This is a genomic window from Pantoea sp. SOD02, from assembly GCF_024707505.1.
Classification (GTDB): Bacteria; Pseudomonadota; Gammaproteobacteria; order Enterobacterales; family Enterobacteriaceae; genus Pantoea; species Pantoea symbiotica.
Window position 1 is genome coordinate 3,151,532 of the sequence record NZ_CP102604.1, and the last position, 13,028, is coordinate 3,164,559.

General features: G+C 51.8%; 7 protein-coding genes, 2 tRNA genes, 3 rRNA genes and 1 other annotated feature. Of the genes, 4 read left to right on the forward strand and 8 right to left on the reverse strand.

The window, feature by feature from the left end; all coding sequences use genetic code 11:
- Window positions 1-45 precede the first annotated feature (45 nt).
- The 8 genes from rrf to rluD form a co-directional block, all read right to left on the reverse strand.
- A 5S ribosomal RNA gene (gene rrf, locus NR302_RS14650) occupies window positions 46-161 on the reverse strand.
- Between the two features lie 106 nt (window positions 162-267).
- Window positions 268-3,175: ribosomal RNA gene (locus tag NR302_RS14655) — 23S ribosomal RNA — on the reverse strand.
- 202 nt (window positions 3,176-3,377) lie between these two features.
- Window positions 3,378-3,453: transfer RNA gene (locus NR302_RS14660), tRNA-Ala, on the reverse strand.
- 116 nt (window positions 3,454-3,569) lie between these two features.
- Window positions 3,570-3,646 (reverse strand) — tRNA-Ile (locus NR302_RS14665).
- A gap of 73 nt (window positions 3,647-3,719) precedes the next feature.
- A 16S ribosomal RNA gene (locus tag NR302_RS14670) occupies window positions 3,720-5,259 on the reverse strand.
- Together the 16S, 23S and 5S rRNA genes with 2 tRNA genes alongside form the textbook arrangement of a ribosomal RNA operon.
- Before the next feature lie 474 nt (window positions 5,260-5,733).
- Complete coding sequence (gene clpB / locus NR302_RS14675) at window positions 5,734-8,307, reverse strand: ATP-dependent chaperone ClpB (RefSeq protein ID WP_258143799.1); 2,574 nt, start codon at window positions 8,305-8,307, stop codon at window positions 5,734-5,736.
- Window positions 8,308-8,433: 126 nt separating this feature from the next.
- Window positions 8,434-9,162, reverse strand: a complete 729-nt coding sequence (gene yfiH, locus NR302_RS14680) for a purine nucleoside phosphorylase YfiH (RefSeq protein ID WP_258143800.1) — start codon at window positions 9,160-9,162, stop codon at window positions 8,434-8,436.
- A complete protein-coding gene (gene rluD / locus NR302_RS14685) occupies window positions 9,159-10,139 on the reverse strand; it encodes a 23S rRNA pseudouridine(1911/1915/1917) synthase RluD (protein ID WP_008109013.1) in 981 nt (326 codons plus the stop codon). The genes yfiH and rluD overlap by 4 nt, the downstream gene beginning before the upstream one ends.
- A gap of 130 nt (window positions 10,140-10,269) precedes the next feature.
- Between rluD and bamD the strand changes: the two genes are divergently transcribed.
- The 4 genes from bamD to pheA all read left to right on the forward strand — a co-directional run bounded on the left by bamD (window position 10,270) and on the right by pheA (window position 13,019).
- Window positions 10,270-11,010 (forward strand): outer membrane protein assembly factor BamD, encoded by a 741-nt coding sequence (bamD, locus tag NR302_RS14690; protein WP_008109011.1) that lies wholly within the window; start codon window positions 10,270-10,272, stop codon window positions 11,008-11,010.
- Window positions 11,011-11,286: 276 nt separating this feature from the next.
- Window positions 11,287-11,613: a ribosome-associated translation inhibitor RaiA gene (raiA, locus tag NR302_RS14695; protein ID WP_008109009.1), complete on the forward strand. Its 327-nt coding sequence runs from the start codon at window positions 11,287-11,289 to the stop codon at window positions 11,611-11,613.
- Window positions 11,614-11,709: 96 nt separating this feature from the next.
- Window positions 11,710-11,834: a sequence feature (Phe leader region), on the forward strand.
- Entirely contained in the window at window positions 11,711-11,758 is a 48-nt protein-coding gene (gene pheL, locus NR302_RS14700; protein WP_100703679.1) for a pheA operon leader peptide PheL, read from the forward strand. (Overlaps the previous feature by 48 nt.)
- A 21-nt stretch (window positions 11,835-11,855) precedes the next feature.
- On the forward strand, window positions 11,856-13,019 hold the full coding sequence (gene pheA / locus NR302_RS14705; RefSeq protein ID WP_258143801.1) for a bifunctional chorismate mutase/prephenate dehydratase: 1,164 nt from the start codon (window positions 11,856-11,858) through the stop codon (window positions 13,017-13,019).
- Window positions 13,020-13,028 lie beyond the last annotated feature (9 nt).

Below are 13,028 nucleotides of genomic sequence, written 5' to 3' on the forward strand. Positions count from 1 at the left end.
AAAAAAGCCCCGAACTCTCGTTCGGGGCTTCTTCACTTATTTGATGCCTGGCAGTTCCCTACTCTCGCATGGGGAGACCCCACACTACCATCGGCGCTACGGCGTTTCACTTCTGAGTTCGGCATGGGGTCAGGTGGGACCACCGCGCTAAAGCCGCCAGGCAAATTCTGCTGCAAAAACGAATAACATTCGCTTCCGCTAAATCTTTAATCCGTAAAACAAGCTGAAAATATCCGGTCTCTCAGACCAAAACGCCTCTGGCGTTGTAAGGTTAAGCCTCACGGGTCATTAGTACCGGTTAGCTCAACGCATCGCTGCGCTTACACATCCGGCCTATCAACGTCGTAGTCTTCAACGTCCCTTCAGGACTCTCAAGGAGTCAGGGAGAACTCATCTCGGGGCAAGTTTCGTGCTTAGATGCTTTCAGCACTTATCTTTTCCGCACTTAGCTACCGGGCAATGCCATTGGCATGACAACCCGAACACCAGTGGTGCGTTCACTCCGGTCCTCTCGTACTAGGAGCAACCCCCCTCAATTCTCCAGCGCCCACGGCAGATAGGGACCGAACTGTCTCACGACGTTCTAAACCCAGCTCGCGTACCACTTTAAACGGCGAACAGCCGTACCCTTGGGACCTACTTCAGCCCCAGGATGTGATGAGCCGACATCGAGGTGCCAAACACCGCCGTCGATATGAACTCTTGGGCGGTATCAGCCTGTTATCCCCGGAGTACCTTTTATCCGTTGAGCGATGGCCCTTCCATTCAGAACCACCGGATCACTATGACCTGCTTTCGCACCTGCTCGAGCCGTCACTCTCGCAGTCAAGCTGGCTTATGCCATTGCACTAACCTCCTGATGTCCGACCAGGATTAGCCAACCTTCGTGCTCCTCCGTTACTCTTTGGGAGGAGACCGCCCCAGTCAAACTACCCACCAGACACTGTCCGCAGCCCGGATCACGGGCCTACGTTAGAACATCAAACATTAAAGGGTGGTATTTCAAGGTTGGCTCCACGCAGACTGGCGTCCACGCTTCAAAGCCTCCCACCTATCCTACACATCAAGGCTCAATGTTCAGTGTCAAGCTATAGTAAAGGTTCACGGGGTCTTTCCGTCTTGCCGCGGGTACACTGCATCTTCACAGCGATTTCAATTTCACTGAGTCTCGGGTGGAGACAGCCTGGCCATCATTACGCCATTCGTGCAGGTCGGAACTTACCCGACAAGGAATTTCGCTACCTTAGGACCGTTATAGTTACGGCCGCCGTTTACCGGGGCTTCGATCAAGAGCTTCTCCTTGCGGATAACCCCATCAATTAACCTTCCGGCACCGGGCAGGCGTCACACCGTATACGTCCACTTTCGTGTTTGCACAGTGCTGTGTTTTTAATAAACAGTTGCAGCCAGCTGGTATCTTCGACTGGCTTCGGCTCGGGGAGCAAGTCCCTCTACCTACGCGCCAGCGTGCCTTCTCCCGAAGTTACGGCACCATTTTGCCTAGTTCCTTCACCCGAGTTCTCTCAAGCGCCTTGGTATTCTCTACCTGACCACCTGTGTCGGTTTGGGGTACGATTTCGTGTTACCTGGAGCTTAGAGGCTTTTCCTGGAAGCAGGGCATCAGTTACTTCACCACCGTAGTGGCTCGTCATCACGCCTCAGCCTTAAGACACCCCGGATTTACCAAAGATGTCAGCCTACACGCTTAAACCGGGACAACCGTCGCCCGGATAACCTAGCCTTCTCCGTCCCCCCTTCGCAGTAACACCAAGTGCAGGAATATTAACCTGCTTCCCATCGACTACGCTTTTCAGCCTCGCCTTAGGGGTCGACTCACCCTGCTCCGATTAACGTTGAACAGGAACCCTTGGTCTTCCGGCGAGCGGGCTTTTCACCCGCTTTATCGTTACTTATGTCAGCATTCGCACTTCTGATACCTCCAGCACCCCTCACAGGACACCTTCAACGGCTTACAGAACGCTCCCCTACCCAACAACACATAGTGTCGCTGCCGCAGCTTCGGTGCATGGTTTAGCCCCGTTACATCTTCCGCGCAGGCCGACTCGACCAGTGAGCTATTACGCTTTCTTTAAATGATGGCTGCTTCTAAGCCAACATCCTGGCTGTCTGTGCCTTCCCACATCGTTTCCCACTTAACCATGACTTTGGGACCTTAGCTGGCGGTCTGGGTTGTTTCCCTCTTCACGACGGACGTTAGCACCCGCCGTGTGTCTCCCGTGATAACATTCTTCGGTATTCGCAGTTTGCATCGGGTTGGTAAGCCGGGATGGCCCCCTAGCCGAAACAGTGCTCTACCCCCGAAGATGAGTTCACGAGGCGCTACCTAAATAGCTTTCGGGGAGAACCAGCTATCTCCCGGTTTGATTGGCCTTTCACCCCCAGCCACAAGTCATCCGCTAATTTTTCAACATTAGTCGGTTCGGTCCTCCAGTTAGTGTTACCCAACCTTCAACCTGCCCATGGCTAGATCACCGGGTTTCGGGTCTATACCCTGCAACTTAACGCCCAGTTAAGACTCGGTTTCCCTGCGGCTCCCCTATACGGTTAACCTTGCTACAGAATATAAGTCGCTGACCCATTATACAAAAGGTACGCAGTCACCCTGATAAATCAAGGCTCCCACTGCTTGTACGTACACGGTTTCAGGTTCTGTTTCACTCCCCTCGCCGGGGTTCTTTTCGCCTTTCCCTCACGGTACTGGTTCACTATCGGTCAGTCAGGAGTATTTAGCCTTGGAGGATGGTCCCCCCATATTCAGACAGGATACCACGTGTCCCGCCCTACTCTTCGAACTCACAGTATGTGCACTTTCGTGTACGGGGCTATCACCCGGTATCGCGCGACTTTCCAGACGCTTCCACTAACGCACAAACTGATTCAGGTTCTGGGCTGTTCCCCGTTCGCTCGCCGCTACTGGGGGAATCTCGGTTGATTTCTTTTCCTCTGGGTACTTAGATGTTTCAGTTCCCCAGGTTCGCCTCGCAACACTATGTATTCATGTTGCGATGATGCACTGAGTGCACCGGGTTTCCCCATTCGGACATCGTCGGCTGTAGCGGTTCATATCACCTTACCGACGCTTTACGCAGATTAGCACGTCCTTCATCGCCTCTGACTGCCAGGGCATCCACCGTGTACGCTTAGTCGCTTAACCTCACAACCCACAGGCGTTTTGCAACGCTGCAGACTGCAAGCATTTGAGAGACTCGAACATGTTGTTATTCATTTCTTATTACGGAGAAATGAACCAACACGTCGTTTCAATTTTCAGCTTGTTCCGGATTGTTAAAGAGCAATAACTTCGCAATGTACCCGAGGATACATTCTGAAGTTAGTTATCAACGTGGGGTCGTTGATGGTGGAGCTAAGCGGGATCGAACCGCTGACCTCCTGCGTGCAAGGCAGGCGCTCTCCCAGCTGAGCTATAGCCCCATAGAGTTTTGCAAAACGCGTGCTTACCAGGAGAATTCTTTCAGGTTCGAGGCGTGTCGATACGAAGCATACTCAAGTATGCGAGCTATCGGCACAACGTGGAAACTGGAAGAATTTGGTAGGCCTGAGTGGACTTGAACCACCGACCTCACCCTTATCAGGGGTGCGCTCTAACCACCTGAGCTACAAGCCTGCAGGCGTTTTACGCTCTTCTTTAATTTCATCAGACAATCTGTGTGAGCACTGCGCGGGAAGGTATCTTCAGGTAAGGAGGTGATCCAACCGCAGGTTCCCCTACGGTTACCTTGTTACGACTTCACCCCAGTCATGAATCACAAAGTGGTAAGCGCCCTCCCGAAGGTTAAGCTACCTACTTCTTTTGCAACCCACTCCCATGGTGTGACGGGCGGTGTGTACAAGGCCCGGGAACGTATTCACCGTAGCATTCTGATCTACGATTACTAGCGATTCCGACTTCACGGAGTCGAGTTGCAGACTCCGATCCGGACTACGACGCACTTTATGAGGTCCGCTTGCTCTCGCGAGGTCGCTTCTCTTTGTATGCGCCATTGTAGCACGTGTGTAGCCCTACTCGTAAGGGCCATGATGACTTGACGTCATCCCCACCTTCCTCCAGTTTATCACTGGCAGTCTCCTTTGAGTTCCCGGCCGAACCGCTGGCAACAAAGGATAAGGGTTGCGCTCGTTGCGGGACTTAACCCAACATTTCACAACACGAGCTGACGACAGCCATGCAGCACCTGTCTCAGAGTTCCCGAAGGCACCAAAGCATCTCTGCTAAGTTCTCTGGATGTCAAGAGTAGGTAAGGTTCTTCGCGTTGCATCGAATTAAACCACATGCTCCACCGCTTGTGCGGGCCCCCGTCAATTCATTTGAGTTTTAACCTTGCGGCCGTACTCCCCAGGCGGTCGACTTAACGCGTTAGCTCCGGAAGCCACTCCTCAAGGGAACAACCTCCAAGTCGACATCGTTTACGGCGTGGACTACCAGGGTATCTAATCCTGTTTGCTCCCCACGCTTTCGCACCTGAGCGTCAGTCTTTGTCCAGGGGGCCGCCTTCGCCACCGGTATTCCTCCAGATCTCTACGCATTTCACCGCTACACCTGGAATTCTACCCCCCTCTACAAGACTCTAGCCTGCCAGTTTCGAATGCAGTTCCCAGGTTAAGCCCGGGGATTTCACATCCGACTTGACAGACCGCCTGCGTGCGCTTTACGCCCAGTAATTCCGATTAACGCTTGCACCCTCCGTATTACCGCGGCTGCTGGCACGGAGTTAGCCGGTGCTTCTTCTGCGGGTAACGTCAATCGGTGAAGTTATTAACTCCACCGCCTTCCTCCCCGCTGAAAGTACTTTACAACCCGAAGGCCTTCTTCATACACGCGGCATGGCTGCATCAGGCTTGCGCCCATTGTGCAATATTCCCCACTGCTGCCTCCCGTAGGAGTCTGGACCGTGTCTCAGTTCCAGTGTGGCTGGTCATCCTCTCAGACCAGCTAGGGATCGTCGCCTAGGTGAGCCATTACCCCACCTACTAGCTAATCCCATCTGGGCACATCCGATGGTGTGAGGCCCGAAGGTCCCCCACTTTGGTCTTGCGACGTTATGCGGTATTAGCTACCGTTTCCAGTAGTTATCCCCCTCCATCGGGCAGTTTCCCAGACATTACTCACCCGTCCGCCACTCGTCACCCGAGAGCAAGCTCTCTGTGCTACCGTTCGACTTGCATGTGTTAGGCCTGCCGCCAGCGTTCAATCTGAGCCATGATCAAACTCTTCAATTTAAGTTTGATTTGCTGAAACACGTTCAGCGATGCTCATCTGTAAAACGTCATAATGAATTTCATTATGTGTTCACTCGTGAGGCTTTGATATTTTTTACGTCCGGAGACGCTGATATCAATCCTGCGAGTGCCCACACAGATTGTCTGATAAATTGTTAAAGAGCGTTGCGAGCAGCGACTGAACCGTCTGTCGCGAGGTGGCGTATACTACGCTACTCTCCTTCGGAGTCAAACACTTTTTTCAGCGTTTTCATCCGGCGGGATGAATTTCTTCACTCCCTGCTGAGCCGTCTGCGTTGCCGCTTTGCCGTCTCAGTGGTGGCGCATTATAGGGAGTTCCTTTCGGCTGACAAGTGCTAATTTGAAGTTTTCGCGCAACCGCTCACTTTCCAGGCAATACGTTGCAAAAAGCAGCTGATTCTTGTGATAAGGCCAAAAAAAACGGGCCCGCAGGCCCGTTTTAATCGGAAGTGATTACTGATGAGCAACAATCACATCATCTTTTACATCCATTTCGATGGTTTTTCCCGGAACCAAGGCACCAGAAAGAATCTGCTGTGCCAGCGGATTTTCAATCTGCTGCTGGATAGCACGTTTCAATGGACGCGCACCATAAACCGGGTCATAGCCATTCTCGCCGAGCAGTTTGAGCGCCTCATCGGAGATATGCAGCTGATAGCCGCGCTCCTCAAGACGTTTATACAAACGTTGCAACTGAATCTGCGCAATGGAAGCAATGTGTTTTTCGCCCAATGGGTGGAACACCACCATGTCATCGATACGGTTGATAAACTCTGGGCGGAAATGCTGCCCCACAACCGTCATCACCACCTCTTTCATTTCCGCATAATCCAGAGAACCGAAACGTTCCTGAATAAGATCGGAGCCAAGGTTGGAAGTCATGATCACCACGGTATTGCGGAAATCGACTGTACGCCCCTGTCCATCGGTTAAGCGACCATCATCCAGCACCTGCAACAGGATATTGAAGACATCAGGATGCGCCTTCTCCACCTCATCCAGCAAAATTACCGAATAAGGACGACGACGCACCGCTTCAGTCAGATATCCACCCTCTTCATAGCCGACATATCCCGGAGGCGCACCCACCAGCCGCGATACCGAGTGTTTTTCCATAAACTCGGACATATCAATACGCACCATCGCGTCATCGCTGTCGAACAGGAAGTTAGCCAGCGCTTTACACAATTCGGTTTTACCGACACCCGTTGGTCCAAGGAACAGGAAGGAACCAATTGGACGATTCGGATCCGACAAGCCGGCGCGGCTACGACGAATCGCATTCGAAACCGCTTCTACCGCTTCGTTCTGACCGATAACCCGTGAGTGCAGCTCTTGCTCCATACGCAGCAACTTATCACGCTCACCTTCCATCATGCGTGCGACAGGAATCCCGGTCCAACGCGCCAGCACATCGGCAATCTCCACATCCGTTACGCGATTACGTAACAGCTTCATGGTTTTGCCTTCAGACTGCGTAGCAATGGCTAACTGTTTCTCAAGTTCCGGAATTTTTCCGTACTGCAGTTCAGACATCTGACCCAGGTCGCCAACACGACGTGCTTGCTCCATTGTCAGGCGCGCTTGTTCCAGCTCTGCTTTGATGTTCTGCGTGCCAGTTAAAGAGGCTTTTTCTGCTTTCCACTCTTCTTCCAGCTCAGCATATTCACGCTCTTTCTGGTCAAGTTCGCTTTCCAGCATTTCCAGACGCTTCAAGCTGGCATCATCAGACTCTTTCTTCAGCGCCTGCTGCTCCAGTTTTAACTGGATGATACGGCGCTCAAGGCGATCAAGTGATTCTGGCTTCGAATCCATCTGTAAACGAATACTTGAAGCTGCTTCGTCTATCAGGTCGATGGCCTTATCCGGCAGTTGGCGATCAGAGATATAACGGTGCGATAAAGTCGCCGCAGCCACAATCGCCGGATCGGTGATCTGCACATGGTGGTGCAGTTCATAGCGTTCTTTCAGTCCGCGCAGAATGGCGATGGTATCTTCCACACTCGGCTCAGCAACAAAGACTTTCTGGAAACGACGTTCCAGCGCCGCATCTTTCTCAATGAACTGACGATACTCATTCAGCGTGGTTGCGCCGACACAGTGCAACTCACCGCGCGCCAATGCTGGTTTCAGCATGTTGCCCGCATCCATTGCACCATCGGCTTTACCGGCGCCAACCATGGTATGCAGTTCGTCGATAAACAGAATGACGTTGCCTTCCTGCTTCGCCAGGTCGCTAAGCACGCCTTTGAGGCGCTCTTCAAATTCACCACGATATTTGGCGCCCGCCACCAGCGAACCCATATCCAGCGCCAGCACGCGACGGCCTTTCAGCCCTTCCGGCACTTCACCATTGATGATGCGCTGCGCTAAACCTTCGGCGATAGCCGTTTTACCGACGCCAGGTTCACCAATCAGCACTGGGTTATTTTTGGTACGACGCTGCAACACCTGAATGGTGCGGCGGATTTCTTCATCACGACCAATCACCGGATCCAGCTTTCCGAGTTCGGCACGCTCTGTAAGGTCGATGGTGTATTTTTTTAATGCCTGACGCTGATCTTCAGCCCCTTGATCGTTCACGCTGTCTCCTCCCCGTATTTGCTCGATGGCCTTAGAGAGTTTTTCCGACGTCGCGCCAGCTGATTTCAAAAGATCAGCCAGCGAACCACGTGAATCGAGGGCCGCCAATACAAATAATTCAGATGATATAAAGTTGTCGCCGCGCTTTTGCGCCAGCTTGTCGCACAAGTTGAGTACCCGAATCAGATCGGCTGATGGCTGTACATCGCCATCGGTCCCTTCAACCTGCGGTAGCCGATTAATCGCTTGTTCAATGCTGGTACGCAGGCCAGCCACGTCGGCACCCGCTGCGCTGAGCAACGGACGCACCGATCCGCCTTCCTGATTGAGCAATGCGCTCATCAAATGAAGGGGTTCAATGAATTGATTGTCATGTCCCAGAGCAAGGGACTGTGCATCGGCAAGTGCCAGTTGAAATTTATTAGTAAGACGATCCAGACGCATAATTCCTCCCATTACAGGTCAAAATGCTACTGGAGATTAAATGAGGTCATCCCTCAAATTTTTCAAGGTTAATGACCTGAGTTGTGAGCAAAAAATACGCTAACTGGACCGTCTTGTGGCGTAAGGTTATCTCAGCCAAATCAAAGTTGCCATACGCCCGGTGATTCCGTCGCGTCGGTAGGAGAAAAAATCATCGCGCTCCTGGAAGGTACAACGCGTAGAACCACTGATGGAATGTACGCCGGCCGCTTGTAACCGCTGACGAGCCAGCAGCCAAATATCGGCGAAGTATTTGTTACCTACCGGGCGGAAAGCTTCTTCCGCTTTTGAATCATGCGCCATAAACGCCGTTCTGACTTCCGGACCAACTTCAAATGCCTGTGGCCCAATTGCCGGACCAAGCCATGCATGAATGTCATGTGGCGAGCAGTGAAACTGTGACAACGTCTGTTCCAGCACGCCATTACAGAGACCACGCCAACCCGAGTGCGCTGCAGCGACTTCACTACCATCCTTGCTACAAAACAGCACCGGCAAACAATCCGCCGTCATTACTGCGCAAACAACCCCGCTTTCACGGGTGATGGCGGCATCTGCGCGCGGTAGAGGATCGCTGGCGGGTAAACGCGCAACCACTTGGCCATGAATCTGATCCAGCCATTGCGGCATTGCAGGTAGCGCCAGTTGCTCAACTAGATGTTGACGATTCTGAGCAACATGCGCTTCAGCGTCGCCAACGTGCCCACCAAGATTCAATGAATCCCAGGGGGCAGCGCTGACGCCGCCGTATCGCGTGGTGGAACATGCCCGAACATGCTGCGGCGCAGGCCAATCCGGGATGATCCATTCACTCATAGCCAATCCATCTGATCGCGGAACTCAAGGGTATCGGCTTTCAGCGCATCAATTAAATCGACCATATCCTGCGGCAACGGCGCGTGCCATTCCATCTCAATACCGGTAATGGGGTGATAGAGACGTAACATCGTGGCATGCAGCGCCTGGCGATCAAAACCACGTAGCGTAGTGATGAAAGCTTCAGATGCACCTTTTGGCGGACGTGGACGACCACCGTACAGCGGATCGCCCACCAGCGGATGGTTGATATGCGCCATATGCACACGAATCTGATGCGTACGACCGGTTTCGAGCCGTAAACGCAAACGCGTATGGGCACGGAAGTGCTCCATGATGCGATAGTGCGTGGTGGCCGGTTTACCCATCGGATGCACCGCCATGTGTGTGCGTTTGGTTGAGTGGCGCGCCATTGGCTGATCCACAGTACCGCCTGCGGTCATGGTGCCGATCGCTACAGCTTCATATTCACGCGTGATTTCGCGCAGCTGCAGCGTTTCAACCAGGTGAGTTTGTGCAGGAACAGTTTTCGCTACCACCATCAAGCCGGTGGTATCTTTATCCAGACGATGAACAATCCCTGCGCGAGGCACGTCAGCAATCGGTGGATAGTGATAAAGCAGTGCGTTAAGCACCGTGCCATCAGGATTACCGGCGCCTGGATGCACCACCAAACCGCGAGGTTTGTTGATAACCAGAATGTCGTCATCTTCATAGACGATGTTCAGTGGGATGTTTTGCGCTTCCCAGCGTTGCTCTTCTTCGATCTCAGCATCAATCGAGACATGCTCACCGCCAAAAACTTTTTCTTTTGGTTTATCGATGATAGTGCCGTTGACGCTGACTCGGCGCTCAAGAATCCATTCTTTTATGCGAGAACGTGAATAATCAGGGAACAATTCTGCCAAAGTCTGATCTAAGCGTTGTCCAAGTTGTGCTTCGGACACCGTTGCGGTGAGTTGAACTTGTTGTGCCATATACAGCTTCTTCGTTAACGTTGGGTTTTCACGGCGATGCCGTTTAATATAATGTGCTATCGTACCTGGTCATAACTGGGAGCTATACGGACAGCTTCTGCTACAACACTTTGAGGATAATCATTTCGTCATGACGCGTATGAAACATCTGGTGGCTGCTGCCACACTGAGCCTGAGCCTGGCGCTTGTGGGTTGTTCTGGCTCATCAGATCCAGTCCCGGACAGCCCGCCGTCTGAAATTTACGCCACGGCCCAGCAAAAGCTGCAGGACGGTAACTTTAAAGCGGCGATTAAGCAACTGGAAGCACTGGATAACCGCTATCCATTTGGTCCTTACTCGCAGCAAGTACAGCTGGATTTGATCTACGCGTATTACAAAAATGCCGATCTGCCACTGGCGCAAGCCGCTATATCTCGCTTTATGCGTCTCAATCCAACCCATCCGAATATCGACTATGTCATCTATATGAAAGGTCTGACGGATATGGCGCTGGATGATTCTGCACTGCAGGGCTTCTTCGGTATCGATCGTTCCGATCGTGATCCGACGCACGCTCGTGATGCTTTCCGTGACTTCTCGCAATTACTGCGCGGTTATCCAAACAGCCAATATGCTGCGGATGCGCAGAAACGTTTGGCATTCCTGAAAGAGCGCCTGGCGAAGTATGAACTCTCGGTGGCGCAATTCTATACCAAGCGCGGTGCCTATGTCGCTGTTGTTAACCGCGTGGAAACCATGATGAAGGATTATCCGGATACTGAGGCGACGCATGAAGCGCTGCCGTTGATGGAAAATGCTTACCGCCAGCTGCAGTTGACGGCTGAAGCTGACAAAGTAGCAAAAATCATTGCGGCAAATAATCAGTCCTGATTATGACACCCACAAAAAAGCAGCCCATGAGGCTGCTTTTTTTATGTCATTTAGTAGATAACTCAGCAATTTTAGAGATTTATCGCTGCGGTTATCCATTCAATCATGCGCCCTTCCGCACTCGTCTTCAAGCATTTCCGGCTACTTTCCCGGCCTTTCTCACAATTAAGCGGCATTGACAAAAAGTGACATTTCAATGTGATTTAGATCACACATTTTCTTAATATCCGCGGTATGCTGGTCCTACCCAGACGGAAATGACAGAGAGGTTTAACTATGATTCTGAACATTACCAGCAAACAAATGGAAATCACCGAGGCCATCCGTAACCACGTTGAAGAGCGTCTCGCCAAGCTGGAAAAATGGCAAACACATCTGATAAACCCTCACATTGTGTTATCGAAAGAGCCGAAGGAGTTTGTGGCTGATGCCACCATTAATACCCCTAACGGAACGCTGGTTGCCAGTGCGAAACATGATGATATGTACACGGCCATCAATGACTTGATTGCCAAGCTGGAGCGACAACTTAATAAAGCGCAACATAAACCCGAAGCACGTCGCGCCAATAGTAGTGTGAAAGATTTTCTTCCTACGGAATAAACAAACATCTTTAGTAACGCGCCTTCGGGCGCGTTTTTTATTGACAGCTTTAAATCACTGCGGTTACTCTCAAGCCACTTCATTTATGGAAACAACCATGAAACATCTGCCGTTCTTCTTCGCATTCTTTTTTACCTTCCCCTGATTGGGAGGCGATTCGTCATGTGAAAATGAATGCGAAGACGAACAACAAAGCCTCCCAAATGGGAGGCTTTTTTATTGGACATTTACAGGTGAGCCCTATGAATCCCGAAAATCCGCTGCTGGCCTTACGCGATAAAATCAGCGCCGTTGATGAAAAACTGTTAGCGCTTTTGTCGGAGCGTCGCACACTGGCTGTTGAAGTTGCCCAAGCTAAACTGGCAACGCATCGCCCTATCCGAGATGTAGAACGTGAACGCGCACTGCTGGAAAACCTGATTTCTCTGGGTAAAAAGCATCAGCTTGATGCGCATTACATTACCCGCCTGTTCCAGCTGGTGATTGAAGATTCGGTTCTTACTCAGCAAGCCCTGCTGCAAAAGAATCTCAACCATCCGCATGATCACGCACCACGCATTGCATTCCTTGGCCCGAAAGGTTCTTACTCACATCTAGCGGCGCGTAAATATGCCACCCGACATTTTGATTCGATGGTGGAGATCGGCTGCCTGAAATTCCATGACATTATTCATCAGGTAGAGAGTGGCCAGGCGGATTACGCGGTAATGCCGATTGAAAACACCAGCTCTGGCTCGATCAACGACGTTTACGATCTGCTTCAGCAAACCACGCTATCAATTGTGGGTGAACTGACCATTCCGATTGAGCACTGTGTGTTGGTCAACGGCAGCACTGATCTACAGCAGATCGAAACGGTGTACAGCCATCCACAGCCATTCCAGCAGTGCAGCCAATTCATCAATCGCTTCCCGCAATGGAAAATCGAATACACCGAAAGCACCGCTGCAGCGATGGAGAAAGTGGCCGCGATGAATTCCCCGAAGGTTGCCGCATTGGGTAGTGAAGCGGGCGGTGAGCTGTATGGATTGCAGGTACTGGAGCGCAACCTAGCCAATCAGCAGCAGAACCATACGCGCTTCATCGTGCTGGCACGTAAAGCGATTGAGGTTTCCGGTCAGGTTCCGGCAAAAACTACGTTGATCATGGCGACTGGCCAACAAGCGGGCGCATTGGTTGAAGCGCTGATGGTATTGCGTAACCACGGCCTGATCATGAGCAAACTGGAAAACCGTCCAATCAACGGCAATCCATGGGAAGAGATGTTTTATATTGATGTGCAAGGCAATCTGCAATCAGAGAATATGCAGTTGGCGTTAACGGAGTTAAGCGGCTTGACCCGTTCATTAAAAGTTCTCGGCTGCTATCCAGGCGAGAATGTGGTGCCGGTTGAGCCGCGCCTCTAAGCAAAAAGG